Raw genomic sequence first — 26315 nt, 5'->3', positions numbered from 1 at the left:
CCTCAGGCATGATCGCGAAATGCAGGCGTCGGCGCCATCTGTTGCGCAATCTCGATCGCCTGTTTGCCATCGACGGCTCGCTCGGGATAGGCATCGAGCACGATCGACGGGATCAGACGCTGTGTGAGATCAGAGAAGGTGAACCCGACATCGTGGCCGTTGCCTGCACCAGTGGCAGCGACGAGGCCATCCATCTGTGCCTTCGAAAGGCCGAGCGGTTCAAGCCGCTCATACAGCACGTGGCGGCGCTGCGCTTCGTCGGGACGTGCGAAGGTGAGAATATCCGCCGCACGGCGTCGCACAGCGGGATCCAGCGCGTTCAACCGGTTAGTACAAATGATGACGGCGGCAGGCACCTTCGCTTGTGCCAGACGATCGATGCCGCGGATGAAGGCGTTGACTCCGGCGCGATCTTCATGGTGCATCTGTGAGGACTCGCGCGACTGGGCGAGCGCATCTGCTTCGTCGACGAACAGGATTATGCCGCCATTGCTTTTAGCGCCGCGAACGGTTTGCAGTTTTTTGGCTTCGGCGAGCGTGTAATCGATTGCTGCCGTCAGCAACTGCGTCATTTCGCCCACCTGACCCTTGCCACGGGTGGCCAGGCTGAGCGGAAACAGAGTGATATCGATCTTTTCCTGGCGCGCCACGGAATCACCGATCGTTTCCGCCAACTCGGTCTTCCCCGAGCCCACGTCGCCGGCAAGGATGACCAGCGGCGGACGGCGCAGGACGGTGTCGAGCAAGGCAGTCGCACCCGGGTGATGTTTTTTCGACCAAGCTTCTAATCCTGCTGGATGGACCAAAAGACCGAGGATCTTCGCCAGGCGAGACTTTTGTTCTTCCAGCCCGATCAGGCGATTAAGCCGCGTCCGAGCATCGGTGTCAGGATAGGTCTGGCGCTGATCGAATAGTTCATCGAGAGTGGGTTTCATCAGTAGCTCCGGACGCTAGAACGGTCGAGTGCCTTGCCACCGGCGGTGTAGGTCAAATCAGGTGCCAAGAAGCCATTAACGGTGGGCTCGGGCGCGCCCCCGCGCTGGAACGGAAGGGACTTCTTGAAAGCGTCCTGCTGTGTCGAGTTGAGGCTGGACCAGGTCGACGAGTAGGTCAGGTAGCTATAAAACGTCGCGTTCGCCACGTTCTTGCCGGGCCGAACCTTGCCAGGGTCGTCGCCATATCCATCGGTGCCGGCTAGATCCTTGGCCGAGTATCGCAGCGTAGGTTCGATCCATTGGCCGTCGCGCTTGTAGCCGTAAGTCACCGTGCCGAGATAGCCCGCTTTCAAGAGCTCCACGACCTCGGTTTCGTAGGTCGTGATGTCGACATCGCTGGGCTCGCCATACAAGCGTTGCATGCGCTTCAAGTCAGCGGCTACCTTGGCTGCCATATGGCGAGCATGGGTGACGGTGAAGGTGTTGGTTTGCGAGACCGTATAGCTGTTCATGGGATCCTCAGACCTGGAACGAGGGACCGAAGACCTTCTGCCAGTAGCGGACGGTCTCCTGCTTGTTGGGGGCAGCGAGTGCCGCATCGATCGCATCGCCTGCATCCAGCGCAGCATCCACGATCGCGTCGGCCTGCTGTCGGGAATAAAGCTTCGCTACGTTGTTGGCTTGGTTGACAGGATCAATAATTCTCACTGGCTCGGCGAAGGTGCCGATGCTCGACAGCGGGTAGTAGTCGTTGAAGGCAATCTGCTCGCGAAGATCGCTACGCGCCAGGTAGGTGAAGAAGTGTTGCATTGCTTCGGGATAGTCTGAGAAGTCCAGACCGTCGTCGCAAAGCTTCGCCATCACCATCTCTATCATGAAGGACTTGAATCGGAATCCGGAGTTCTCCGTCTTCTGGCGCTTCGCCCAAAATTTGGCGAGTCGGACCACCTGGACGAAATGCGTCTGTTGGGCGATTTTGCGCTTCTTCGCGAACTCCAAATGCCTAGGGATGCTGGTGCGTAGGAAGGAGCCGTCTTCTTGGCTGACTAGGTTGCCATACCAATCCGGATCGCCGTTGTAGAGGATCGGGACGACGTCGACATCCAGTCCCGTTCCTGCGAAAGAGACCGTGACCGAGTAGGTTTGCGGCTTCACCTGTTCTGGCTTGAAGTTGGGAAACGCCTTGCGCAGCCGCTCGGCCAGATAGTCCAACAATTTGCTGACATCTTGCGGCGCGTCGGCACCGCTGATGTAGCAGGCGACATCGATGTCGTTGAGCGAGCGTAGCGCGGTGCCCTTGGCGAGGCTGCCGGACAGCATCATTCTTTTTAGAGTGAAATCGGGGTGCTCGGCAAGATACGTTTCCAAGCGCTCGCGTAGCCTACGCGCCTGCGCGCGAAACTCATTCGCACTGTCGCGCGGCAGGTTCACGCGGTCCTCGGCGAAGTTGACGATATCCTTATGCCCTACGTGTTCCCGTGCCATGCGTGTCCCTTTACCCGATCGACCCAGTCGACGTGGATGTATTTGTGTTTTCCGGTGCCCATGCGGAATAGCCTCCCGCTTGTCTGTCGCAGATATTGCGACCGAAACAAGCTCGAACCGGTTGCGGCACGCCATCCCAAACTCAAGCTTGGGGATGTATATCTGGCTTTCAAGGGTGGGTAGGGGCGCGTAGTGTAGGGGCGTCGAGTCGTTCCCGAGGGGCGGGACTCATCCAATGCATTTTGGCAACGAGAGTACGCTCTGCGCCTGGTTCCGGCCGGTAGCTGCAGGTCGGGTGAGGCTGGGCATGGCAGTTTGCTTCGTTGATAGTGCGTGGCCAGATTGTTATGGCAATAGGTTTCGAACTACACAAGAATTTGCGCGTGCTCTTAGTATTGTGTTGTTCGAGTTAGCGTCGACAGGGAGAAGGAGCTACTAAGTTGGCCCGCTAGTCAAAGAGGCGCGCATATCGGCGCTGTGCAGCTTATTCACCGGCCAATGCGGTTTAGGGAATGCTGGTTGCTTATGGCCGGTTCAGCAAGAATTGTGCGTTACGGATTGCAATCGTTGACACGAGATTGCGCGGGGGCATATATGGGGGCATTGTGATTCTAGTTGGCGATGAAAACGCAAAATAATCATATGGATGGGTTGTTTTTGTGAATCCCTCCGGGGCGCCAGATTGAAGTCCGGGTCAGTCCCAGGACGCACTGAAACCTCAGAGAAATCTGGGGTTTTTTTCTTTCCAGGGGGGCTCAGCGCACTTCGTTGGTCTGACGTTGATGCGCTTGAGGTGGCTTTGCTTCTCTGGAGTCACTCGCAAATGGCCGCTGTCTGGACAGTGATGCTCAATTCAATCTGAGTCGCGCGATCTGGCAGGGCGCGCTGTGCTTCAGTGGGAGTCGTACCGACGCATATCTGTGGCGTGCAGGTGGGAGCAATCGGGGAGCAGCTTGATGCTGCTGGCGGCATGTCCACCATGGTTGAAGCCATCCCGTCGATCGCCTTGCCTGCGTTCCTGCCGCATGTCACTGCGCCTGTTTGCCTGGAGCGGTTGTTTCCGGCAAGAGCAGGAGTTGCGTGCAAGTTGCTGTTTGTTGGATGATAGTGATTCCTATTCGCAACACTTACCCATGGTCAACGCTTCGCCGGCATCGGCGCCTGATGCCCTGCAGGGCCTGTATGTCGCCCACCATGGCTGGCTGCTGCAGTGGCTGCGGCGGCGCATGTCTGCGGACGAGGCGGCGGCGGATCTGGCGCAGGACACCTTCATGCGCCTGCTGCAGAAGCCGCAGTTGCCGGCGCTGGAGCAACCGCGTGCCTACCTGACCCGCATCGCCAATGGATTGGTCATCAATCTGTGGCAGCGGCGCGCGCTGGAGCGGGCGTGGCTGGAGGTGTTGGCAAGCCTGCCCGAGTGCTTCGTACCTGACGAGGAACAGCGGCAGATCGCGCTGGAGGCGCTGCTGCGCATCGACCGCATGCTGGATGCACTGCCGGCGCGGGCACGGGAGGCCTTCCTGCTATCGCAGTTGGATGGGCTTACCTATGTGGTGATCGCTGAGCGCATGGGTGTCACCGAGCGCACCATCAAGCGCGACATCGTGCTGGCGCTGGCGGCCTGCCTTGAGGCCATGGACTGACTGGTATGCAGGAGCCATTGGCCAGGATCGATGCGCCCATTCCCACGCCCGTGTTGCACGAAGCGGCCGAGTGGCTGTTGCGTTTCCGCGAAGGCGACCTCGATGCCAAGGAACGCGCGGCCTGGCAGCACTGGCTGTCCAGCAACGACATGCATGCGCGTGCCTGGCACCGCGCGGAGCGCTTGACTGGTCTGCTCGACGATGTGCCCGGTGCGGTAGGCAGTGCGCCGTTGCGTCAGGCCCGCGGTACGCTGCAGGGGCGCCGCGTGGCGTTGGCGGCAATCGTGGGAATGATGCTTGGTGCGCCGTTGGCGCGGCTGGCGTGGCAGCGCGAGCCTTGGCAACACCTTGTTGCCGATGGCAGCACCGGCATCGGTGAGAGGCGCGCGCTGCGCCTGGCAGACGGCAGCGAACTGCAGCTCAATACCGATACGCGAATTGCACTCACCTTCAATGAACATTTGCGGCAAGTGCAGCTGCTGCGCGGTGAAGTGTTGCTGCAGGAAGCGACGGATGATCGCGTTCCAGCGCGGCCGTTGCTGGTGCAGCTGCGTAACGCGCATCTGTCTGCTCTGGGCGCGCGCTTCGCCGTGCGCATGTGGGATGACCATGCGCGCGTGGCGGTGGAGCAGGGCGCGGTGCGGATCCAGCTCGATGATCGCGGCGATGTCGCTCAACTGGTGAGCGCAGGCCAACAGGCGGTCTTCAACGCGACTGGCATCAGCGCGGTCAGCGCGCTACAGCGCAACAGCCTGGCCTGGGTGCAGGGCGTGCTGCATGCCGAGGCCATGCCGCTGGGGGAATTGTTGTCCGAGCTGGCGCGTTACCGCAGCGGCGTCGTGCGCTGTGATCCGGAGATCGCCGGCCTGCTGGTGTCCGGCGTGTTCCAGCTGGACGACACCGATACCGTGCTCTCGCTGCTGCAGGCGGGTTTCCCGTTGCGCGTGCGCTACCGCAGCCGCCTATGGGTGATGGTCGACCCCGCCTGAGCCGGGGATGTCCCTTTTTGCCGGTTGGCCGGGCAAGGAAGTGAACCCTTTCTATTCCTTTCTGTCACGGACCCCGCCATGTCTTCGCGTCCCCCTGTTGTCCGCACCTCGCTGGCCCTGGCCTGCCTGGTCGCGCTTTCGCTGCCATTGCCGCAGCCGGCCTTCGCCCAGAGCGGCACATCTGCAGCCAGCGAAGGCAATGTGAGCTTCAACCTCCCGGCCGCGCCGCTGGCGCGGGCATTGAATGACACCGCGACCGCCGCCGGTGTTTCGCTGAGCTATGACCCGGCACTGGTTGCCGGTCGCGCTGCGCCCGCATTGCAGGGCCACTACACGGTGCGCGCAGCGCTTGCGCGGCTGTTGCAGGGCACGGATCTGGTGGCACGCGAAGTCAGCCCGGGTGCGTGGAGCATCCAGCGCGTGACCAGCACTGACGGTGACGCCGTGGTGATCGGCACGCTGCGTGTCGGTGGTGAGCGCTCGGCCGATCCCACCGGCATCGAACGCGATGAACGCGGCTACGACGATGTCTACGATCTGGACCTGTCCACCGTCTACGCCGGGCGCGAGCAGATCGAACGCTACAAGGGCGCTGCACCGGCCGACATCTTCAAGGGCATGGTCAACGTCTACAGCGGCGACGCCCGCAACAGCGGCGCGCTGGACCCGAACATCCGCGGCATCCAGGGCCCGGGCCGGGTCCCGCTGACCATCGATGGCACCGAGCAGGCGCTGACGGTCTGGCGCGGCTACATGGGCGCCAATAACCGCAACTACATCGATCCCAGCCTGATCGGCGGCATGCAGGTCATCAAGGGCCCGGCGATGCTGCGTGGTGCCAACACCTCGGTGGGCGGCGCGGTGCAGATCAAGACGCTGGACGTCGACGACATCCTGCTGGAGGGCGAGAGCTTCGGCGGCGAGTTGAAGCTGGAGGCCAGCGACAACGCCATCGATCCGAAGTTGCCGACCCTGTTGACCGGCAAGCCGCTGGGCAGCGTGCCGGGTTTCCCCGCCAGCCAGGTCAATTTCTACGACCCGACCCTGTACCAGCATCCGCGCACCAGTGGCAGCGGCAGCTTCGGAAGTGACCAGGCCTGGCGCCTGGCGCTGGGTCTGCGCAAGGAGAACTTCGACCTGATGGCGGCCTACGCCTTCCGCGAGAAGGGCAACCACTTCGCCGGCAAGCATGGCAGTTCGTTCTATGACAACGAACCGACCAACAGCTGGGACTACGTGCCCTACCTGGCCAAGGTCTATGTGCCGGGGTCGGAGATCCTCAATTCCTCCAGCCGCATGGAATCGTGGCTGGTCAAGGGCACCTGGCGCTTGAGCGACAGCCAGGTGCTGCAGCTCAACGTGCGTGACACGCAGTCGCGCTATGGCGAGATCATGCCTTCGCGCATCCAGTGGGCCAGCACCGTCACCGATGGCATCCCGCAGTGGCCGCTGAGCCAGGTGGATGCGCGCTCGGTGAACCTGGAATACAAGTGGCGCCCGGGGCTGGACTGGGTGGACCTGCGCGCCAACCTCTGGCGCACCGATACCGACAGCGCGACCTATAGCAGCGGCGGTCTGCCCAACGATCGGATGAACTGGTACAACGACGTCGATAAGGTCTATGTGACCCCGGACCACTTCCGCAACACCGCGATAGCCAACAGCAAGAACGCGCGCACCGGCTTCTCGTTCGACAACAAGGTGCAGCTGAGCGGCCGCCTGGACCTGACAGTCGGCGGCAACCTGCAGAAGGAAACCCTCAGCTCCAAGGACGCCTACAACGATCCGGAGATCACCGGCTATTGGCGCGGCAAGCCGCGCGCTGGCTGGCGCCGTGAGTACGATCTTAGCGCCTTGTTTGAATGGCGGCCGATCGACAAACTGCTGCTCAGCGCGGGTGTGCGCTACCAGAACTGGCAGTCGTACGATCAGTTCCTCGCGCGCCAGCAGCGGGCCGGCGTGTTGCCGACCAGCAGCCAGGAGACCTCGGGTCGGGTGATGAAGTGGAATACGCTGGAGCACTACACCCAGGCCGAGATCGACACCTCGGTCGCCCAGATGACGGACATCATGGAAAGCCAGTGGCCCTTCTACGAGGAATTATTTGGTTACACGCGCGAGCAGTTTGTCGCCGAGCTGCTGAATCCCGCCCTCGACGAAGTCCGCAGCCGCACCACCTATACCGCCAACAATGAAATGCTGTGGCAGCACGATGGCCAGGGCCGTTACACCCGCGCCGGGAATCCCTGCATCAACGGCGCCATCGACTTCAGCAACGTCGAGCTCAGCGGCGGCCGCAAGTGCTGGTCTGATGGCCCCTATCCCGGCCAGAGCGTCAATGGTGAGCTGATTCCCTTCGCCACGGTAGACAACACCGCACGCAGGCAGCGTGGCGCTGGTTGGGTGCCGTCGTTCGCGGCGACCTATGAGTTCAGCGAACACAGCCGCGTCTACCTGCGCCACAGTCAGGTGCGCCGCTTTCCTGCCTTGTTTGAAAGCACCATTGGCTTCTCCAGCGTCCAGGACAGCTACGGACTGAAGCCGGAGCATGCTTTCAACACCGAGGTGTCGTGGGTGCAGGATTTCGGCCAGTTGCTGGATGGCAACCCGCTGGCGGACCTGAAGATCGCCTATTACCACCACCGCACCCGCGACGTGATCGAGCGCAGCCCGCAGCTGACCTTCTCCAATATCGACGAGCAGACCATTCGTGGCGTCGAGGTGCAGGGTCGCTTTGACAACGGCCGCTTCTTCACCGATATCAGCGGTGCCTGGAATCTGGAAAACCGCGTCTGCGACGAGCACACCGCGATGCTGTTGGACAACACCGGCGGTGTCTCCAACTGTGTGGAAACCGGCTTCGTCGGTGGCTACCTGGTAACCATGGCAATCCCGCGCTACACCTTCAACTGGACGGTGGGGACGCGCTTGTTCGACGGAAAGCTGGAGCTGGGCAGCCGCATCGTCCACCACGCGCCGCAGGAAAGTGTGTTCAAGGATAACTACGGTAGCCAGTCGGCGACGATTTCCTACTACCTCAACACGCCGCTGCAGTGGGGGCGCATCACCACTTACGACGCGTACGCAACGTGGCGCGTCAATGACCGTGCGACGGTTGAAGTGGTGGGGACCAACCTGGGCAACCTGTACTACATCGATCCGCTGACCCGCTCGTCCATGCTGGCGCCGGGCCGCACGCTGAAGGCGAGTTTCAACTATCGGTTCTGACACAGTGCGGTGTACTTGAGAACGCCGCATGCAATGACAAGGCCCGCTCGGCTGTAGATCCGGGCGGGCCTTGTCGTTCTCGCTGCACGCAATTGCCAGCAAGGACGCATGTTGCTCATCCAGCAAGCGAACGAGCGCATGGCGTCCAAGCGGCTAGCTTCAGCGAATGAAGAACTCCACTGGCGTGGTGATCTGCACCGGATCGCCTTGCACTTCATCCGGTGGCGACGGTAACGGACTGGCGCGCTGCACGGCAGCCAGCGCCTCGCCGTCCAGCAAGGCATTGCCGCTGCTGCGGGCAAGCCGTGCCCACTGCACGCCGCCGCTGCGGTCCACCGCGTACTCGACCAGGCTCACGCCCTCGCTGCGACGCCGCTGTGCTGCGCGCGGATACCGCTTGTAGCGCTGCAGGTGTGCAAGCACCAACGCCTGCCAGTTGGCCTGTGACGGTGTGTCAGCACCGGCCGAAGATTGCCGGGCGGCATAGCGGGTGCCGCTGGGGGCCTGCACGCTGGGTGGCGCAGTTGATTGCAGCACCTCGGCAGTTTCCACTGAGGCAGGTCGTTGTTGCTGTCGCTCGGCGGCTGGCGGTGGCAGCGCTGCATCTGCCGGTTGGATGGGCGAGGGCGGCGGAACTGCCGCCGTCGGTGTCGCCGCTGCCTGCGCGGGCTGCGGCTGCTGTTCCTGTTGCAGCGGTCCCGGTGCCAGATCGGTTGGCGGCACCGGTGGTGCGCTCGGCAGTGGCGCAAGCTCCACCATCACTGCTTGCGGAGGCGAGGGCAGCGCAGGTGGCGGCGACCACGATGACCAGACCGTCGCGCCGCCCACCGCCAGTGCATGCACGCCAAGCACGATGCACAGGCTGCGACCCCAGCGTGGGCCCTCGGCCGCGAGCGGTGTCCAGTTCACGGCGTGGCCTGCTCCAGCCCGACCAAGGCCACCTTCAGGTAACCGGCAGCACGCAGGCTGTTCAAGGTGTCCATCAAGTCGCCGTAAGCGACATCCTTGTCGGCGCGCACGAAGATGCGTTGCTCGCGGTTGCCGGCAGTGAGTGCATCCAGTGCCGCGGCCAGGGCCGGTGCAGCAACCGGGTCCTGGTTCAAGCGCAGCGACAGGTCCTGCTGCACGGTCAGGTATACCGGCTCATCGGCTCGCGGTTGCGGCTGCGCCGTTGATGCCGGCAGATCGACGGCGACGTCCACGGTGGCCAATGGCGCGGCGACCATGAAGATGATCAGCAGCACCAGCATCACGTCGATGAAAGGCGTGACGTTGATCTCGTGATTCTCATCGGGGATATCGTCCTGCTCGTCGGTCCTCATCGCCATGCTCAAGGCGTTCCGGAGGGCTTGAAGGCACGGCGGTCCAGGTCGCGCGAGACCAGCTGCTGCACGCTGGCTGACAGGTCGCCGCTGTCGCCACGCAGCGCTGCAAGCTGCCGGCTCAGCTGGTTGTAGATGACCACCGCGGGAATTGCCGCGACCAGCCCAAGCGCGGTGGCCAGCAAGGCCTCGGCGATACCGGGTGCGACCACGGCCAGATTGGTGGTGTTGGCCTGGGCGATGCCGACAAAGCTGTTCATGATGCCCCATACGGTGCCGAACAGGCCGACGAAGGGCGCGGTGGCGCCAATGGTCGCCAGCAGCCCGGTGCCACTGCGCAGCTGGCGTGCATGCGCAAGTTCGGTGCGCTGCAGGCGCGAACCGACCCGTTCCTTGATGCCATCGGTATTGCCAGCGCTCGGCGAGCGTTGCAACTCGTCCTGTGCCTCGGCCAGCAAGGCTAAAGCGATGCTGCTTTCCTGTCCCTGCGTCGCCAATGCTGCAGGCAGGTTCTCCGCCAACGCGAGCGCGCTGCGTGCGTTCTGCATGCTGCGCGCCTCGTGCTGCAGCTGCCGGCGCTTGGCCACCAATACCGTCCACGTTGCCAGCGAGGCGATGGCCAGGCCGATCATCACCGCCTGTACCACCCAGTCGGCATGCAGGAACATCTGCCACGGGCTGAGATTGCTGGGCAGGTGGGTCGTCATGGGTGCTCCTCGATGGTCGCGCTGTCAGCTGCCAGCGATAGGTCTGTTTGCTGGATTGATGGCAGCAGACCAGCTGCGCCAAGCGCCGACAAGGTGTTGTAGAAGGCGCTGGTGGAGACATGCATGTCTCCCTGCTCCAGGGCCGCGGCATGCAACAGCTGCGGGCTGAGGCGTCCGTGTGCGGCCAACACCAACGGCGCCAGCCGCAAGGTGGCAATCCGCGCCGAGGTCACCCGGATGCCGGCGCCGCGCAGTATCGCCGAATGGATGTTGCGGTTCGGCAGCGGCAGACCGCTCGGTGTTGTCAGGGACATGATCGATATCCTCAGTGGATGAGCGCACGCGGTGCGGGACGCGACAGCACGTAGCCGGCGCTGACAATGAAGAACAGGCCGACGCCCAGCGCAAGTTTCCAGCCGGGGTGCGCTGTGCAGAAGAAAACCAGGTAACCCACGGCCATGCCGAGTGCAGCGAACGCCTTGCCCTTGCTGCTGACTGCGCCCTGCTCGCGCCATAGCCGCAGGCTGTAGCCGTAGCGCGGGTGTTGCAGCAGATAGCGTTCCAGCCGTGGTGAGGAACGCGCGAAGCAGGCCAGCGCCAGAATCAGGAAGATGGTGGTCGGCATCACCGGCAGTAGCGCGCCGATGATCCCAAGTGCCAGCATCCAGCAGCCTGCGCAGAACCATAGCCAACGCATCAGGGCACCGGCACCGGGTCGGTATGGAGCTCGTCTTCGACGTAGCCGCGTACGCTCTGGAAGGCCCTGCGTGCGCCTTCCACCACCAAGGCTTCATGCTCGGGCACCAGTGGCGCCGCATCTAGCGCGGCGGTGAAGCTGCGCCAGTGGCGCGCGGCGCCGTCGGCGTGCGCGGCGAGGTGACGTGCACCGAAGTCGGCATGCAGCTGCAGTCGGTCGCGTGCAAGCTTGAACAGCACGGTGCCACCGAGGTTGGAGCCTTCGGCAACATATAGCCAACCCAGGGCATTGGGCAGGGCGATATCAGCGTCCACCAGCGGCGCGCTGTGCGTTGGAATATCGCTGCCCAGATCCTGCAGATCGAGTGCGATCTTCGGCAGACGCCGGCGTTCGGCAAGGTCGGGAATCAAGGCCAGCAGCCCTTGATGGGCGTAGAGCGCATCAATATCGCGGTGGAAGCGGTACTGCACGCGCAGGAAACGCGCGAAGTTGTCGCGATTGGCGAAGATGTCTGCGGCCATCACCCGCTTGTCCAGGCTGTCATGGGTGTTGTGGGTTGCCGCCTTGAGTTGCTGGCTGCGCGAGATGACGGTGCTGTTGTCGTTCATATGCAATTCCCGGAAGTGCAGGAAGTGGTGGGGTCAGAAACTGCGCTCCAGCTTCAGGCTGGCGGTGCTGCGGTCATAGCTGTAGAGCCAGTCGACATTGCTGGAGACGACGTTGTAGCGAAGGCTCAGCAAGGGCGTGAAGCCAGCGAAGGCCAGGCGATTGGCCTTGATGATCAGCGTGTAGTTGCGTTCGTCGTCATCGCGGCGGACGCCGAGCATTGGGCTGTAGAGGTCGTAACTACGGCGGCGATAGGAGGCGAACAAGGTGTGGCTGAAGCCTTCCGGCCACTGCAGTGATGCGCCAATACGCGCACCTGTCGAGCGGTAGCTGTTGCTGCGGTCGCGCGATTCGCTGTCCAGTGCATCGATGCCGCCGAAGGCCATCCAATGACTGCCAAGGCTACGGAAGTAGGTGGCGGAGGCGGTGCGCTGCACGCCGTCGAGATTGAGTGCGTAGTCGCGCTGGCGATAGCGAAAGTCCTTCCAATCTGCCTCCAGCTTCAGCATCGACAGCCTCCCTGGCGTCCAGCTCCATTCCGCATGCACGCCCGGCGCGCCAAACAAGGCGCTATTGCCCAGCGCGTAGTAATCGAACGAAGGTGCCAGCGCCACCGTGTGGCGCGCACTGCGGAAGCTGTAGCCAGCTTGCAGCGCGGCATTGAGTTCGTTGTAGGCGCTGTTGTCGCGGTAGTTCTGTCCAAAAGCGATTGCGCGCAGGTAGACGCCGTGATGGCCACGCAGTGCGTGGCGTTTGTTGAGGGTGGCGTCGTAGTCGATGCCGGTGGCGGTGATGGCCTCGGGTAACTTGCGTTCGATCAGGCAATCGCCGGTGATCAGCAGCAATAGACAAGTGCGACTGGCCGAGGTGCGGTTGGCGTTGTCGGTCCAGCTGGGTCCGGCCGCGTAGGAGCCGCTCCAGCGCTCGCGCTGGGCCAGGGCCTGGCGGAAGCTGGCAATGGTGGTGCGCACGCCCTCGGTTTTCGGGTCATTGGCGTCAATGCTGGTACCGACGTCGGCGAACAGCGCCTCGGCTTCACGATCCTGCTGGTCTTCAAACAAGGTGCGGGCCAGTTCCAGCTGCGCCGGCATGAAGTCCGGCTGCAAGGCGAGCAGGGCGCGGTACTCGGCGATCGCCTGCGCGTGCTTTCCCTGCATGCGCAGCAAGCCGCCCTGTGCGTAGTGCACCAACAGCTTGTCGTGATCGGGCAGGGTTAGGTATTCGTTGAGGAAGTTTGCTGCCAGGCTCCACTGCCGCTGTTGCAGTGCCAGATACAGTGCGCGGCCTAGGTCGTCGGCATTGTGGCCGATGACATGACGCTCGCCATCGATGGTCAGCGTCGGGCGCTCGGCATCCAGTTCGTCCTTGAGCAGCTCGCGCTCGCGGGCCTGCGCCTGTTGGTCGATATGCTGGTCAAGCAGGCGGCGGGTATCGGCCTGCTCCTGTGCGGAGCTCGCGACGGGCAGCAACAATCCTGCCAGCAGCAGTGCGGCGGGAAGTGCGAACAGGGACCGGCGTCGGCGACCGGTTGAAGAACAAGAAAGCATGCAATGGCCATCGAGGGAGGCAAGGATTGGCGGACACTGGCTGGTCCTTGCCGGTAGCAGTCGAATTACAGCGGTTGACGGAAAGGCTTATCCGTCAGTTCTTGGTGCCGCCCCAGGCGATGTTGAGGGCGGGATTGCCGAAATCGACGATGCCGGCGACGGCAGCCGCGCCCGCACCGAAGAAGTCCCCCTTCACCGCACCAGTGGCGTATACGAAGTTGCCTGGGATCACCCATTGACCGGCGTTGGCTGCATCAAAATGACCGTTGGTGTCGAACGCGATCTGGCTGCCACTGCTGCCCAGACGGATCTGCGTTGCGCCGATCGACAGATCGCCGTGGAAGGTGCGGCTGCTGAAGTTGGCGGTCAGGCTGCCGGTCAGGTTGGTGTTGGCGCCGTACTGGTGCAGACCGGTCAGCGTGTAACCAACCGCAGTGCCGGTGGCGGCGGTATAGCCGGTCTTGTCACCGACGTAATAGACCTGACGATTCTGGTAGGTGGGGCTGCCGGTATTGCCATTGGTCGACCATTCGCCGAACCACACATCGCCGGTGCCGACCTTGACGAAGTTGAAACTGCCCAGGCCTGCGTGCGCCGGGTTGTTCGGATCACCCGGGGTACCGGTGGTGATCGGGTCGTGCAGCTTGTAGACGGTCATGCCCTTGTCCGTGCCCGGGTGCAGCACGGTGGCGGCACTGGACGGCGTCAGGCCCTGGAAGTCGACCTTGGCGCCGCCGGCATAGCTGGAAATGCCCACGCCGGAGATGCCGGCGGTATGCGGACCGAACGGTACCTGTGACGCACCGACCGTGATGTACGACGCACCGGTCCCCGTGGACTGGGTGCCGACGATGTTGGCAGCCGCGGCGGTGCCCGCCACGGAAACCACAGTCAGGGCGAGGGCGAGTTGGGAGATGCGCTTGTGCATTTTCATGATCATGTTTCTCTTGATGTAATGAAGGAAAAAGCAGAACTGCAGTGATGGTTTGGGTTGCGGCGGACTCCTTGTTGCTACGGGATGATCAGAAGCGCGCGGTCACGCTCAGCTTCAGCGTGCGGCCAGGGGCGGGCAGCAGCGAACGGGTGGCCGGGTCGGCGTAGTAGCGGTCGCTGAGGTTGGTGCCGATCAGTTCAAGCTGTACGGTGTCGTTGACGCGGTAGCTGGCATAGGCGTCGAACAGCCAAGTGGTATCCCAGGAGAACGGCACGTTGAACACGGCAAGGTTCTGGTTGGTGACCGCGGCAAATGCCTCCAGGTCGCGGTTGGGTTTGCGGCGCTGGTAATAGACAACACGCGTGCCTAGTTCCAGCCGCTTGTCCAGGAAGCGCCCGCCCAGCGACCAATTGGCCGAGGTCTCCGGCGAGGCCTGGGTCAGCAGCCAACTGCCGATGAAGCCCTGGTCGACACAGGTAGGTGTGCCGATGACGTTGGGGTCGATGGTGATGGCGGTGTGTTCATCGCAGACCTCGTTCTTCAACGTATGCGCAACGGCGAGGTCGGTGAAAAAGCGGCCATTGTCATAACGGCCCTGGAACTCCACGCCCTGCACGAGCTGTTTGTCGATGTTGCGGAACAGGAAGTTGTTGTCGCGCTCGATCAGGTCATCGGTGCGGCGGTGGTAATAGCTGAGCTTGACGTCGGCAATCGTGTCATCGCCCAACAGATGCCCGAGCTCCTGGATATAACCCAGCTCGTAGCTGTAGGTATGTTCGGGTTTCAGGTCGCGGAATGGGCTGACGCTGGCACCGAAGGCGATGACGCTCTCGAACATATTGGGGTAGCGCAGTGCCTCGTTGTAGCTGAGATAGGCGCGGCTGTAGTCCGAGAACAGACCGGTAACGGTAAGCGACGGTGCCCAGCCGCCATCACGTCGCTTCTTTGCCACGGCGTACCTGGAAGCGATCGGGTTGGCGGTGTTGCCGATCCTGCAGTTTCCGCCCTCGAACAGATCGGCTACGCCGGCCAGCGCGCCGTTGCTGCAGGGGTTGTCTGCGCGGTGGAATCTACCTTGGGCGTCAGGGAGCCATTCGATGGTTTTCTGTTTGGCAGCATATTTGATGTTGGCGGCGACGAAGTCCGCTTCGCTTATCCCCACCGGAATGTTGAAGATCTGGCAGTAAAACGGCATCGCCATGCACAGTTGGTAGATATTGCGGTTCTGTGCCTCGGCATTGCTGCGCTCCTCCGCAGACATGGTCTGGTAGGTGGCCTGATAGCCGGATACCGAGGCCAGGAACTTGTTTGGATGGTCAGCGAGGAAATCGTCGTAAGCCCAGTACGAGGAGTAGCGGGCACCGGCATTGATCTTGAGGAAATCTGCAGGTCGCCATTCAAAGTTGAAGTTGGCGTTCCATTCCTCGCGGCGGCCGGCGCGCGGGAACATGCGCCACGCCGCCGAGGGACCGATGTAGGCATCATGCGAGCGCAGCTTCTCGTGCTGGAAGTCACCGCCGACAGTCAGGTCCAGCGTATCGCTGAGCCGGAACAGATTGCTCAGGGTCAGGCCGTTGCGGGTATTGGTGGAATCATCCAGCGCGCCGTTCATGACGATCGGCTGGGTCACCGCATTCCAGTAATTTGGGTAGCTGCCTGCTGTGTTCGCGTTGCTGTCGGTATCGGTGCGCCACAGGTTGGCGTACAGGTCGATCCAGCGGCTGTCCAGCGGCTGCCACTTGTATTCCAGGTTGTAGGCGGTGGAATCGACCCGGCTCAGCGACCACTGCGGCAGGCCGAGCGCGGTACGGTTGATGCGTGAGGGCATGATCTCGCCGTAGTGCGAGAGCGTGTCGCGGTAACCGAAGCGCAGCACCTGGTCGGGTGTCGGATTCCAGGTGGCTTTGAACAGCCACGATTCCATCTGGCTGGAGGTGTTGGTTACCTCGTCGCCCGGGCGCAGGCGGTTGGCCATGGTGATGATGTAGTCACCGGCGCCGATGTTCTCTACCGGCTGCGAGTAGTAGCCGGCGCCGCGCTTGCCGGCGAAGTAGTTGCCACGGTCGCGGTAAGCGTAGGCGCCGAACAGGCTCAGCGTGTCCGACTTCCAGCCCAACGCCAGCCGATAGGCGTGATCCTCGCCATCGAAGACGTTGTAACCGCCGCCACCGGTATGCGGTTGCACGCGCAGGGTCGGGTCATTGGCCGGGCTGCCGGTGGCCAGTTCCGGCACGTCGCGGTGGTTCATGCCGGTGTACAACCGGCCCGGCAAACGTGGTGCCACCGCATTGCTGCTGCCTTCGATCTTGAACTCGCCGCCGAACGACTCGCCTTCCGGCACCACGTCGTCAACGTCCAGTGTCTTGATCACCACGCCGCCACCGATGCCGGTGGTGACGTTGCGGGTCAGCGATGGGCCCTTGAAGATCTGCATGCCGCCGATCAGGTTGGGATCGACGTAGTTGCGGTTGCCGATGCCGTTGTAGCCGCGCCAGGCGGTAACCGCCTGTTCGGTACCATCGATGGTGACCGGCACGCGTCCCGGCCCCTGCACGCCACGGATGTTCACATCGAGCGCGCCGCTGTTGCGGGCATCGCCACTGAAGACGCCGGCGATGCCGTTGAGCAGATCCGAGGGCGTTGCGCCCTTGTAGCGCTCGATTTCGGTGCGGCCGAGGTACGCCGTGGACAAGTCCAGATCGTAGACCTCGTCCTGACCACGCAGATCGCGTTGCGCGCCGGTGGCCTCGATGCCTTGCTGGCCGGTCACACTCAGGGCGCCGGTGACGATCGGGGTGCTTGCGCCAGTGGCAGCGGCGCCGCTGCGCGTCACCACGGCGGTGCCGGGCTCGCGCCATTGCCACACCAGTCCGCTGCCAGCCAGCAGTTGGTCAAGCGCCTGCGCAGCACTGAATTGGCCCTTGATGGCTGTGCCCTGCAGGCCATCAACATCGCTGGAGACAAACAGGATACGCACGCCACCTTGGTCAGCAAGACGCGTCAATGCGCTGTCCAGGGGCTGTGTGGGGAGATCGAATGCGATGCTTTGGCTGGGGCCACTGGTGCTGCTGCTCTGTGCGGCGGCATGCAACGGTGCGTTGAGTGCCAGGGCGATGCTGACGGCGAGCAGGGCGGGCAGTCGCGAAGAACGACGAGGAGGGCTGGAAGGGCTCATGGATCCGACGGGCGATTAGGAAGAGGACGCGCGGATGTACCGGCGTTGACTTTATGAGAATAAGTCTCATTCCTATAGACGACCGTCGCGGGCGAAACTTGCAGCGTCAGCAGCAAAAATTTTTCCTGGCGCTTCGTGTTCCTGCGTGTCGCGGCTGATGCAGGGTTACAGCACTTGCCGTTGGCTCAGTGGCTCAGTGGCTCAGCGGATCACGGTCAGCAGCGGCAGACGGATCAGTTCCGCCCCGGCCAGCGCGGCGATGTTGCGCAGCAGTGCATCGAGGTCGTCCAGCTCGAACACGCCGGTGAGCTGCAGTTGCTGCAATCGCTCGCCAATCACGACGATACGTCCCGGCACATAGCGCTGCAGCTCGCCTGCAATGGCAGCCACGCTCTGCTGGTTGAAGATCAGCTTGCCGCGCACCCAGGCCGTCAATGCACCCGCGTCAACGTTCTCAGCCTTGCCAAGTACGTCGGCGCTGAAGGCAACGCGCTGATTGGGGATCATTTCGATACTGGCGCCGGCTCGGTTGCGCAGTTCGGCCAGGCCGGAGACCACGGTCAGCGTGCTGCTGCGTGCTTGGCGGTGCAAGGCAAAGCGACCGACGCTGCAATGTACGCTGCCATCCCGGCCATCGATCACGAAGGGCCGCTGCGGGTCGGGTGCGACATCGAACAACAGTTCACCGGCGGCCACCGATACCGTGCGGTGGATATTGGAAAATGTCTGCGAGAACGCGCTCTCGCTGTTGAGCCAGGCGGTCGAGCCGTCGCCAAGCGATGCCTGCCGCCGCTGGCCGATGCGGGTGCTGTGGTCGGCGAAGACGCCGCTGGCCGGACCCAACATGTCCGTACCGGCCACGCCCGCCAGCGCCGCCGCCGACAACCCGCCGGCCAATACCGCGCGACGGCTGATCCGTCGTGGCGCCGGTGCCAGCACCTGCACCCAATGGCGGTGCTCGGCCGCAAGCGCGGTGTGGCCGACGCCGTCGAGCAGTGCGAATGCCTGCCGCGCGGCTTCGGCATGGGCCGGGGAGCGTCGGCACCAGCGTTCGAACGCGGCCCTGTCAGCCGCAGATGGACGCGCACCCAGGCGGACCACCCATTGGATGGATTCGTCGTTGAGCGCGTTGTTGCGGATTCGGAAGCGGTCGAACATCGTGGCGTGGCGGGGGGCTGCGCTGGGAGAGAGGGGTGTCTAGCTATAAGACGTTTCGCCAAGGCCGAAGTTGCAGTGGCGGCAGCGATCATCTTCCATCGACATCCTCACGATGGCCCCAGGCGGTCGCGGCAATGCCGCAGCGCCTGGGCCAGGTATTTGGCCACCATGCTCTCCGATACGCCAAGACGGCGCGCGATCAGCGCATGCGACAGGCCATCGACACGGAACAACAGCAAGGCCAGGCGGGCATTGGGCGGCAGCTCGCGCAACGCGCCATCGAGCTGCCGGAGGCGGTCGTGGGCAATGGCGTTGCGCTCCGGGTTGGCAACAGGGTCGGCCTGCTGCGAATCGGGCTCGCCACTGCCACTTGCGCGCTGCTCGCGGCGGGCGACGTCGATGGCGAGATTGCCGGCGACACGGAAAATGAAAGCGCGCTGGTCGCGGATCTGCTCCTGTTGCTGGCGGTTGTCGGTCTCGAGCAGGCGCAGGTAGGTCTCCTGCATTATCTCTTCGGCACGGCTGCTGTCGCCGGTGCGCCGCCGCAGGTGCCGTTTCAACTCACCGTACAGGCTGAGGAAGGCATCAATCAGGCGTGAGCTGGGCGCAGTCATCAGTGCTGGCAGCCGCTGGCAGCAAGCAGCCGTGACATGCTGGCCGGCGTGGTTTGGGGAAGTGCAGGCGCATGGCGCTGCGGCTTCCGCCAGCAGGGCCAAGGATTCGACAGCAGCGGCATGGGGGGCTCCACGGCGCCAAGCGCCGGCGTTGGGTGGTCGGCTGGCCGCTATGCTCGCTGACCTCCACATCATACTTTCATCGCTGACGGCATGTCAGTTGTGTGGCTGACCTGGCACCGTCGCAAGCAGGCGCTGCCCCGGCGCGTCGGTTGTCAGTTGCAACTGAGTGAGTATGTGGGCTGATCTGGAGCTACCGTGTTTACGCCGAAGCGCCATGCATCCGCCTGACCACGGGCCAGCACCGGCTACCATGGCGACCGGCGAGCTGGCCGCTTGCCGAGCCGCCGTTGGAACAACCGGAGTCGCTCATCCCATCCAGGTTCTGGCAGTGCTCTGACATTGGCTTCTTCTCGCCCGTAGCGCCCGGCCGACGCGCGACTCGGTTCTGCGCTCAAGTACACAGTCGATGTAGTCGGCAGCCAGCAGCAGTCCGTCGAGATCAGCATTGCAGTTGACCCCAAGCTCCGAGAACAGATAGGCCAGATCCTCAGTGGCCACACTGCCTGCTGCGCCTGGGGCATGGCGGTCACCGCCAAGCCCGGAGATCGCTCCATCGAATGTGCGCACACCGTGCTCCAGCGCTTCGATGACATTGGCGATGGCCAGGCCGTAGGTGTCATGGAAATGCGCGCCCAAACGGTGCATTGGAACTTCGGTGGCACAGGCGCGCAGCAGCACACCAACAGAGGCGGGCGTACCGACGCCGGTGGTGTCGCATAAGCTGATCTCACGGCAGCCCATGTTGTAGAACATGCGGACGGCACGGATGACGTCGGCTGTTGGTATGGCTCCGCTGAACGGGCAGTGGATAACCGTGGCCAGCGTGGCCCGCACCTGGATGCCCAACGTCAAGGCGTGCTCGGTGATCTCATCGGCGCGGCGCAGGCTCTCGGTGACGTTGCAGTTGAGATTTGCGCGGCAATAAGCATCCGATGCAGCTGAAGCGATGGTGATATCGCGGCAGCCATTGGCGATTGCCATCTCCAGTCCCCTCATGTCGGAGACCAGCACCGAGCGGATGCGACTGAGTGGTGCCGGCCCCAACAGTGTGCATACCGCCGCTGTATCGGCCATCTGTGGCACTTGCCGCGGTGATGTGAATGCGCCAAGCTCGACTTCGCTGATGCCGGCCGATTCCAGCAGCTCGATCAGATTCGCCCGCACGACAGCCGGCAACACCTTGGCCTGTTGTTCCAGCCCCCTGTGTGCGCCGACTTCGACGATGCGGATGTGATCGGCGGGCGAGTCATCCCGAACGTCCATCATCGTCCACGGGCCTGCTCAAGTGCAGTGGTCGCGCTGTCGCAGCGGACGCTGCCTGTCGACACCAGGGTTTGCACCACGTGCTCGATCTCACTGGCGCGGGCGCCCACCATCAACGCCAGATCGTGTGCATGCTGTGCAGGGTTGTTCTGTGCAATGAAATCCGTAGCGTTTGCATGCAGACAGGCCAGACTCTGGACCAAAGCGACTGCGGCGACAGCGTGATTGAGGAGATGAGTGCGCATGACTGCGTTTGGGGCATTGCGTCCGGCATGATCGGTTGCCGCAATGGAGAGGATGCCTGCGTGCTCGACCTGCAACGGAAGCGCAACCCTGCCGGCCAGATGGCCACGATGATCGCGATACCAGATAGCCAGCGGTGCGCCGTGGTCAGCGTGTGCTTTCCACGCATGCTGCTGGTGTTCCGCGTCGCCCCCGGTACTTCGCGCTATCCCATGCACGGCATTTGCCGCTGCCAGAATCGCTGCGTTGCAAGCGTTGACCCGGTCTGCATTGATGCAGGTGTAGTTGTGCAGGTCGACGATACGCCCGGCGAGCGCGCAGGCAGGGGCGGGCGCGAGCGAGAAGCTGCCTGCGTCAAAAGTGACCTGCGCACAAAGCAATTGACGATCGACAAGGTCACTGATTGAGGCGTGCCCTCTTGCACCATGTGTCAGTTGCTCCACAAGCGGCATCAATGTGCAGATGACGCCTTCCACGGCCCGGGTGTCGGACCGATCAGGAACTTCAACGATCACATCTATCTCAAGCTGCGCAGCGGTTCCGCTGGTTTGACGCAGGTGTGCTTCGATATCCCTGCAGCCGCCGCCACCCGCCAATAGCGTCGGGTTCATGCTGTTGAGCAGTCCAATCAGCTGGTTGCGCAGCTCCATCACCTGCAGGCGAGCACTGTAGACGTCGTCGATTGCAGTGAACTGGATGCGCGCCCGTATCAAGGTCCCGGCGCCAAAGGTGTGGAAGCCACCCGCGGCGCGCGCGAGGATGGCAATGCGCTGGATGAGGCTGGCCTGTCCTGGTTTGTGCTCCACCATCGATATGCGCAGGTCCCGGTCATTCACCAGTAGTCCGTCGACGAACGCGATTGGCAAGCCGGTACCGCTGTGATCAAGGCAGGGCGCGGTGACGCTGCTTGATGTGCCTGCTGCTGATCGCATGCGTGGCTCGGCGCCATCCGCTGGTTTGCGCAGGATCGATGTCATTGGTAGCGCCGGCTCTGATCGTGGCACGTGCATGGCGTGTGCATGAATTGTGTTTACCGTGGCGTGCTTCGCCCAAGTGCGTGACGACAAGGATTGCGCAAAGCAAAGCAAACAATGTGCTCCCGCGAATGCGGGCGAAAGGTACAGTTTTTTCGAACAGACACGGTGCCGATGCGTATCTGCCAATTCATATCAAAATGTCCATTTATGCTCTTTACGGCACGTACTGAGGCGTAGATACAGTGAGCGCCCGAAGAAATTTGTATGGATTCCTATGCGCTCTGAACCACGGAAGATTTCATTAGCGGAAAAAGTTGCCATGGACATCGGTCGTCAGATACTGGCCGGCGTGCTGAAGCCAGGAGACAAGTTGCCGTCATTGCGCGAGTACGCACGATTGAATGGCTACTCGAAGAACACGGTGATATCAGCGTTCGACCTGCTTGGTGAGCGAGCACTGGTTGAGGCACAGCACGGAAAGGGCTTTTTTGTGCGCGGTGTTGAAGCGCCGCCAGAGCGCGACGTCGATGAAGAGCCTGTGGGGTACAGCAGGGTCATCGACACCTTGTGGATGATGCGCCAGCAGGCGATTCGCGAGCCGGGTCGGTCACATCTGGCCGAGGGCTTTCCGCCGGCTGATTGGCTGACCTACATGCGGCTTGACCGCTTTCATCGACAGGTCGCGCGCACTGGGATAGGCAGCTTGTTCCGCTATGGCAATCGCTACGGCTATTTGCCGCTGCGGCAGCAGTTGATCCGGCGCTTGGCCATGCATGGCATGGAGCTCGGGCCGCGCCAGCTGGTGACCACGTTTGGTGCCAATCATGCGCTTGATCTGATCATCCGGCGCTACGTGGCGCCAGGTGACACGGTGTTGGTGGAGCAGCCTGGCTACTACCCTTTGTTCGGTAAGCTGCAACTGCAGGGCGCGAATACGATTGCAATCACACGGCGGGTGGATGGTCCCGATCTGGCGGAGTTCGAGGCGGCGTTGCAGACCAGCAAAGCGCGCGTTTTCTTCATGCAGAGCACCGCGCACAACCCGACCGGAACGGATGTATCGCCAGAAGTCGGAAAACGCCTGCTGGAGCTGGCGGCTGCGCACAACGTGTTGATTGTCGAGAATGACGCCATGGCCGATTTCAAGCCGAACTCGGCGTTTCGCCTGTCCTCGTTGTCGCAGTTCAGGAACACGCTGTACGTGGGAAGCTTCTCGAAGTCGGTTTCGGCAGCATTGCGCAGTGGTTTCATCGCCGGTGAGAACGCGCACATCGAAGAGCTGGCAGACCTGAAGATGCTGCTGCACATCGGCAGCAGCGAGTACGGCGAACGCGTGCTTGAGGCGATCCTGCGCGAAGGCAATTTCCTGCGCCATGTCGGCCGTTTGCAGGACCGGGTACGTGCTGCCACTGCCGAAGGCCTGGAGGTGCTGAATCGGTTGGATGCAACTGTCTACGCAACACCGGAGCAAAGCCTGTATCTATGGGCACGTTTCGATGGCATCGACGACACCCGCGCGCTGACAGCACGCTTGCTGTCGCGCGGTGTTGTGCTTGCACCAGGCGCGTTTTTCAATATTGACTCGGAGCAGGTATCGCCGTGGACGCGCTTGAACGTCGCCTATTTGAATGACAGCGTCTTCATGGACAGTCTTCGCGAGGAGATGGACCAGGCCGCGGCGCTGGCCTGATGAGGGGGGGGCTGCCGCTAGCTGAGCGCCCAGCACCGTGATGCAGTGTGAGCGCTCAGCGCCAGTCCGAAAGCGAGAGCTTCAGCTCGGCGTTGAAGCCTTTGGCTGACTGCAGTGGTATTGCGAAAATGTTTGGTGCCTGCTGGTTGATGCCGATGGCCTTGATGCGCGCGGTATCCAGTTCGGCCTCATTCTTCGGTCCGCCCGCCCATTGGTCGTCGCTCCAGACATAGCGCAGGCGCCAACCGCCTGCGTCACCGGGTTTGGCAAAAACCACCAGGGTATTGCGGAACAGATACTCGCCCGGGATATGGTTTTTCAGGAACAAGGCACCGTCCACCTGGTAGCCCGCGTTGCTGACAGCCAGGTCGATGGAGAAAGCGATCTCGCTGCCGGCCTGGATCTTGCTGCTGTCCAGGAATACCGAAAACAGCACGGTGGAGCGCTTGTCCTTCAGCAGATTGCCCTGCGCGTCGAAGATGTCGCCGTACTCGCGGCGGATGGCGCATTGGTTGGCCTGGGTGCGCGAGGTCAGTTCATAGGTGTAAGCGCCGCGCGGGGCAACGGTGGCCTCGATGTAGTACGAGGACTCGATCTTCTTGCCGCGTTTGCGCGCAGCTTCGATCTCCGGCGGGAAGGGCAGGGCGCTGATATCGAGCTGCGCAGTGGCGCAGGTGTCGCCGAACAGGAAGCGCACCAGATTCTGGTAACCCTCCTCGGAATTGACGATGCCGAAGTAGCCGCTATGGCTGCGATTGACGAAGGCGCGCGGCGAGCCTTCGACGTAGGCGTTGGCGATACGAACCAGCCCATCGCTCAGCGCGCCGACTGCAAACGAGGAAAGCCCGTGCGCCGCAGCATAGTCGCGGCTGTTGGTGCCAATCAGGCAGAACAGCCGCTCCGGTGGAAAGCCGGAGTTGCCCAAGGTATTGACCTTGTCCTTGGCTACCTTCAGGTACTTGCCCATGTTGCTGCGGTTGAAATTGTTCATGTCGTTGATCGACAGCAGATTCGGCAGGTTGATGCCGCCGACTTCGATGCCGTTGTGCGGTGTGGCATAGGTGAAAGCCTTGTCGACTATCGCGCGCACTTCGGCGCTGGCCACGTCCGGGTTCTGCAGCAGGCAACGGCAGATCAGCCCGCCCATCGAATGGGCGACCAGATAGACGCGGAAGTCCTTGCGCATGGCCGTGTTGTTGCCGCAGATACTGTCGCGCAGTTGTTCGATGCGCTTGCCCAGCGCGGCGGCGGCATCGGGAATGGATGGCGTCTTGCCATCGCCGAAGGCCGGGTCGGCCGGGTCGTAGTAGCGGTGGATGACGATGCAGCGCGGTGAGATGCGGTCGCGGCGCTCGGCACCGAACTCGTAGACATCGCGGTAGTTGTAGTCCTTCATCAAGCGCACCAACGGCGACTCGAACACGAACTTGACGATGCTGCCGTCCTGCGCCTGACGCATCTTGGTGGAACCGGCCTCGAAGCCCATGAACGGCGTTGAGGTGGTTTCGACGATTTCATCGCGGGTCATCGCATAACCGCGCACGTAGATGATCGGGAAGTAGGGGCGTTCGATACGTTCCATGGCCGGTCTCCGCGGGGGCTGCTGGCGATGGTGAACGGATTTTTGGGATTTGTCTTGAATGTGGTGCTTTAAGAGCTCACCCCTCCCCAGCCCTCCCCTTGGCTGCGCCAAAGGGAGGGAGCCAAGCTCTGCCGCCTCCCTTGCGCACAGCGCAGGGCAGGGTTGGGGAGAGGGGAGCTTCTGCGGTTGCAGTTTCTCCTCATCGCCAACAACCTAGCCCTCACCCCCAACACCACCCCGATCCAACTGCCGATAGCCAATCGCCTCGGTCAGATGCGCCCGTTGAATCACCGTCTCCCCGGCAAGATCTGCAATCGTCCGCGCCACCCGCAGGATCCGGTGCATCGAGCGCGCCGACAGCTGCAATCGCTCCATCGCCTGTTCCAGCAGGTCGCTGTCGGCAGCGGATAGCACGCAGTCCCGCAAGGTTTCCGCTTGGCCAAGATGTGCGTTGGCCTTGCCTGCACGCTGCAATTGACGCGTCCTTGCACGCGCTACCCGATCACGCACTTCGGCGCTGCTTTCACCCGCAGGAGCATCTCCACGCAATTCACTCGGCGCCAGACGTGGCACCTGCAGATGCAGGTCAATGCGGTCCAGCAAGGGCCCGGAGATGCGTGCGCGATAGCGACGTATGTTTTCGGTCGAACACCGACAACGGCCGCTGCTGTCGCCGGCCCAGCCGCATGGGCAGGGATTCATTGCTAGGGTTATCAACCCCGTTATCTGCAAAAATGATCCCAGTAGCACCTTCCATGCCGGACCCTGCAACCGTCCGGTTCTTCAGTCGTGGCGTTTGACCGCCCATTGGTGTCCCTCAACCCGCTTTGCGCTTGTCTGGCCGGGCGACGAGAGTCTGGTCGAATTCGTTGACCGCAGACACTCGGTTGGCGCGTCAAAGTCTAGGAAAAGAATCAGGTACGACGCCTACTGTGGCCCATACCATCCGCACCCTAGGACGAAGCTAGGACTCACGGCGGCCAGCCCTTATCCACCCTCCCGCCATCCGGTTTGAGTGAATAGCACCAACTGGGAATCGAGCCGTCGTGGCCATTCAAGAACTGACACGGTGATTTGGCTCAATGAAAGCACGCTTAGCTGACACTGATAGTTTCTCACTCTACGCTTTCAAAAAGCCGGGATGCTCGTTTCCTCGCTGCGATAGCAGATCGCGCCATCCTCGTTTATCGACTGCACGGATATTCGGCACCTCCTCAAGCACTTTTAGATAATGGATCAGATGCAGCAACTCATCATCTGACACGTCGCCGAGGAATTCCCGTGCCAGTGACCACCTTCCAGCTTTTTGAGCCAGCCAAAAGTAGAGAAATTCGGCGAAACTAACCCCAAGCAGAGAGGTGGTTTTGCCATGAAGAAGTCGAAGTTCACCGAAGAGC

22 protein-coding genes and 1 pseudogene are annotated in these 26315 nt (G+C 62.4%); 4 read left to right on the top strand and 19 right to left on the bottom strand.

Going from position 1 to position 26315, the window contains the following annotated elements:
- Positions 1-2: 2 nt before the first annotated feature.
- The 3 genes from ACVOL0_RS04665 to ACVOL0_RS04655 are packed head-to-tail and all read right to left on the bottom strand — an operon-like array spanning position 3 to position 2420.
- Positions 3-935 carry an AAA family ATPase gene (locus ACVOL0_RS04665; RefSeq protein ID WP_481529604.1) on the bottom strand — a complete coding sequence of 311 codons (933 nt, stop codon included), beginning with the start codon at positions 933-935 and terminating at the stop codon, positions 3-5.
- Positions 935-1447: an HORMA-1 domain-containing protein gene (locus ACVOL0_RS04660; protein ID WP_481529603.1), complete on the bottom strand. Its 513-nt coding sequence runs from the start codon at positions 1445-1447 to the stop codon at positions 935-937. The genes ACVOL0_RS04665 and ACVOL0_RS04660 overlap by 1 nt, the downstream gene beginning before the upstream one ends.
- Before the next feature lie 7 nt (positions 1448-1454).
- Positions 1455-2420: a CBASS oligonucleotide cyclase gene (locus ACVOL0_RS04655; protein ID WP_481529602.1), complete on the bottom strand. Its 966-nt coding sequence runs from the start codon at positions 2418-2420 to the stop codon at positions 1455-1457.
- Between the two features lie 1133 nt (positions 2421-3553).
- Between ACVOL0_RS04655 and ACVOL0_RS04650 the strand changes: the two genes are divergently transcribed.
- The 3 genes from ACVOL0_RS04650 (at position 3554) to ACVOL0_RS04640 (ending at position 8280) form a co-directional block, all read left to right on the top strand.
- Positions 3554-4063, top strand: a complete 510-nt coding sequence (locus tag ACVOL0_RS04650) for a sigma-70 family RNA polymerase sigma factor (RefSeq protein ID WP_481548091.1) — start codon at positions 3554-3556, stop codon at positions 4061-4063.
- A gap of 5 nt (positions 4064-4068) precedes the next feature.
- On the top strand, positions 4069-5052 hold the full coding sequence (locus tag ACVOL0_RS04645; RefSeq protein WP_481548090.1) for a FecR domain-containing protein: 984 nt from the start codon (positions 4069-4071) through the stop codon (positions 5050-5052).
- Between the two features lie 78 nt (positions 5053-5130).
- Entirely contained in the window at positions 5131-8280 is a 3150-nt protein-coding gene (locus ACVOL0_RS04640; RefSeq protein WP_481548089.1) for a TonB-dependent receptor, read from the top strand.
- Between the two features lie 159 nt (positions 8281-8439).
- Here the strand turns inward: ACVOL0_RS04640 and ACVOL0_RS04635 are convergent, their stop codons facing one another.
- From ACVOL0_RS04635 to ACVOL0_RS04575, 13 genes are all read right to left on the bottom strand, one after another.
- Positions 8440-9189, bottom strand: a complete 750-nt coding sequence (locus ACVOL0_RS04635; protein WP_481548088.1) for an energy transducer TonB family protein — start codon at positions 9187-9189, stop codon at positions 8440-8442.
- Positions 9186-9608, bottom strand: a complete 423-nt coding sequence (gene exbD, locus ACVOL0_RS04630) for a TonB system transport protein ExbD (protein WP_481548087.1) — start codon at positions 9606-9608, stop codon at positions 9186-9188. Before exbD ends, ACVOL0_RS04635 begins: the two co-directional genes overlap by 4 nt.
- Before the next feature lie 2 nt (positions 9609-9610).
- Positions 9611-10309, bottom strand: a complete 699-nt coding sequence (exbB, locus tag ACVOL0_RS04625; RefSeq protein WP_481548086.1) for a tonB-system energizer ExbB — start codon at positions 10307-10309, stop codon at positions 9611-9613.
- On the bottom strand, positions 10306-10623 hold the full coding sequence (locus ACVOL0_RS04620) for a hypothetical protein (RefSeq protein ID WP_481548085.1): 318 nt from the start codon (positions 10621-10623) through the stop codon (positions 10306-10308). The genes exbB and ACVOL0_RS04620 overlap by 4 nt, the downstream gene beginning before the upstream one ends.
- Positions 10624-10634: 11 nt before the next feature.
- The gene (locus tag ACVOL0_RS04615; protein WP_481548084.1) at positions 10635-11006 is read right to left on the bottom strand and encodes a YbaN family protein; all 372 of its coding nucleotides are present in this window, start codon (positions 11004-11006) and stop codon (positions 10635-10637) included.
- Complete coding sequence (locus tag ACVOL0_RS04610; protein ID WP_481548083.1) at positions 11006-11614, bottom strand: biliverdin-producing heme oxygenase; 609 nt, start codon at positions 11612-11614, stop codon at positions 11006-11008. Before ACVOL0_RS04610 ends, ACVOL0_RS04615 begins: the two co-directional genes overlap by 1 nt.
- A gap of 33 nt (positions 11615-11647) precedes the next feature.
- Complete coding sequence (locus tag ACVOL0_RS04605) at positions 11648-13081, bottom strand: surface lipoprotein assembly modifier (protein WP_481548082.1); 1434 nt, start codon at positions 13079-13081, stop codon at positions 11648-11650.
- A gap of 172 nt (positions 13082-13253) precedes the next feature.
- Positions 13254-14093, bottom strand: coding sequence for a HupA family protein (locus ACVOL0_RS04600; RefSeq protein ID WP_481548081.1), 840 nt, complete (start codon positions 14091-14093; stop codon positions 13254-13256).
- Between the two features lie 88 nt (positions 14094-14181).
- Complete coding sequence (locus tag ACVOL0_RS04595) at positions 14182-17268, bottom strand: TonB-dependent receptor (RefSeq protein WP_481548080.1); 3087 nt, start codon at positions 17266-17268, stop codon at positions 14182-14184.
- Between the two features lie 201 nt (positions 17269-17469).
- A complete protein-coding gene (locus tag ACVOL0_RS04590; RefSeq protein ID WP_481548079.1) occupies positions 17470-18426 on the bottom strand; it encodes a FecR family protein in 957 nt (318 codons plus the stop codon).
- A 107-nt stretch (positions 18427-18533) separates the two neighbouring features.
- A complete protein-coding gene (locus tag ACVOL0_RS04585; protein WP_481548078.1) occupies positions 18534-19040 on the bottom strand; it encodes an RNA polymerase sigma factor in 507 nt (168 codons plus the stop codon).
- 429 nt (positions 19041-19469) lie between these two features.
- Positions 19470-20429 (bottom strand): hydroxymethylglutaryl-CoA lyase, encoded by a 960-nt coding sequence (locus ACVOL0_RS04580; RefSeq protein ID WP_481548077.1) that lies wholly within the window; start codon positions 20427-20429, stop codon positions 19470-19472.
- Positions 20426-21646: a hypothetical protein gene (locus ACVOL0_RS04575; protein ID WP_481548076.1), complete on the bottom strand. Its 1221-nt coding sequence runs from the start codon at positions 21644-21646 to the stop codon at positions 20426-20428. Before ACVOL0_RS04575 ends, ACVOL0_RS04580 begins: the two co-directional genes overlap by 4 nt.
- 274 nt (positions 21647-21920) lie before the next feature.
- On the opposite strand from ACVOL0_RS04575, the gene ACVOL0_RS04570 reads away from it, so the two are divergent.
- A complete protein-coding gene (locus ACVOL0_RS04570) occupies positions 21921-23336 on the top strand; it encodes an aminotransferase-like domain-containing protein (RefSeq protein ID WP_481548112.1) in 1416 nt (471 codons plus the stop codon).
- A 55-nt stretch (positions 23337-23391) separates the two neighbouring features.
- Here ACVOL0_RS04570 and ACVOL0_RS04565 read toward each other — a convergent pair whose 3' ends face one another.
- The 3 genes and pseudogenes from ACVOL0_RS04565 to ACVOL0_RS04555 form a co-directional block, all read right to left on the bottom strand.
- Positions 23392-24918, bottom strand: coding sequence for an esterase/lipase family protein (locus ACVOL0_RS04565; protein WP_481548075.1), 1527 nt, complete (start codon positions 24916-24918; stop codon positions 23392-23394).
- A gap of 213 nt (positions 24919-25131) precedes the next feature.
- Positions 25132-25632: pseudogene (locus tag ACVOL0_RS04560) on the bottom strand (magnesium chelatase subunit ChlI family protein); the annotation flags it as partial.
- Positions 25633-26038: 406 nt separating this feature from the next.
- On the bottom strand, positions 26039-26315 hold a 277-nt coding region (locus ACVOL0_RS04555), incomplete at its 5' end, for a hypothetical protein (protein ID WP_481548074.1).

Source organism: Stenotrophomonas sp. STEN021, assembly GCF_056760175.1.
Note: the sequence above shows the minus strand (reverse complement) of the source record. Positions and strands in the feature narration are given on the sequence as shown.

Coding starts and splice junctions, on each gene's coding strand:
- ACVOL0_RS04570 (WP_481548112.1), top strand. CDS start 21,921: ATGCGCTCTGAACCACGGAAGATTTCATTAGCGGAAAAAGTTGCCATG.
- ACVOL0_RS04565 (WP_481548075.1), bottom strand. CDS start 24,918: ATGGAACGTATCGAACGCCCCTACTTCCCGATCATCTACGTGCGCGGT.
- ACVOL0_RS04610 (WP_481548083.1), bottom strand. CDS start 11,614: ATGAACGACAACAGCACCGTCATCTCGCGCAGCCAGCAACTCAAGGCG.
- ACVOL0_RS04640 (WP_481548089.1), top strand. CDS start 5,131: ATGTCTTCGCGTCCCCCTGTTGTCCGCACCTCGCTGGCCCTGGCCTGC.
- ACVOL0_RS04660 (WP_481529603.1), bottom strand. CDS start 1,447: ATGAACAGCTATACGGTCTCGCAAACCAACACCTTCACCGTCACCCAT.
- exbD (WP_481548087.1), bottom strand. CDS start 9,608: ATGGCGATGAGGACCGACGAGCAGGACGATATCCCCGATGAGAATCAC.
- ACVOL0_RS04650 (WP_481548091.1), top strand. CDS start 3,554: ATGGTCAACGCTTCGCCGGCATCGGCGCCTGATGCCCTGCAGGGCCTG.
- ACVOL0_RS04655 (WP_481529602.1), bottom strand. CDS start 2,420: ATGGCACGGGAACACGTAGGGCATAAGGATATCGTCAACTTCGCCGAG.
- ACVOL0_RS04575 (WP_481548076.1), bottom strand. CDS start 21,646: ATGACATCGATCCTGCGCAAACCAGCGGATGGCGCCGAGCCACGCATG.
- exbB (WP_481548086.1), bottom strand. CDS start 10,309: ATGACGACCCACCTGCCCAGCAATCTCAGCCCGTGGCAGATGTTCCTG.
- ACVOL0_RS04615 (WP_481548084.1), bottom strand. CDS start 11,006: ATGCGTTGGCTATGGTTCTGCGCAGGCTGCTGGATGCTGGCACTTGGG.
- ACVOL0_RS04600 (WP_481548081.1), bottom strand. CDS start 14,093: ATGAAAATGCACAAGCGCATCTCCCAACTCGCCCTCGCCCTGACTGTG.
- ACVOL0_RS04645 (WP_481548090.1), top strand. CDS start 4,069: ATGCAGGAGCCATTGGCCAGGATCGATGCGCCCATTCCCACGCCCGTG.
- ACVOL0_RS04590 (WP_481548079.1), bottom strand. CDS start 18,426: ATGTTCGACCGCTTCCGAATCCGCAACAACGCGCTCAACGACGAATCC.
- ACVOL0_RS04580 (WP_481548077.1), bottom strand. CDS start 20,429: ATGATGGACGTTCGGGATGACTCGCCCGCCGATCACATCCGCATCGTC.
- ACVOL0_RS04620 (WP_481548085.1), bottom strand. CDS start 10,623: ATGTCCCTGACAACACCGAGCGGTCTGCCGCTGCCGAACCGCAACATC.
- ACVOL0_RS04595 (WP_481548080.1), bottom strand. CDS start 17,268: ATGAGCCCTTCCAGCCCTCCTCGTCGTTCTTCGCGACTGCCCGCCCTG.
- ACVOL0_RS04585 (WP_481548078.1), bottom strand. CDS start 19,040: ATGACTGCGCCCAGCTCACGCCTGATTGATGCCTTCCTCAGCCTGTAC.
- ACVOL0_RS04665 (WP_481529604.1), bottom strand. CDS start 935: ATGAAACCCACTCTCGATGAACTATTCGATCAGCGCCAGACCTATCCT.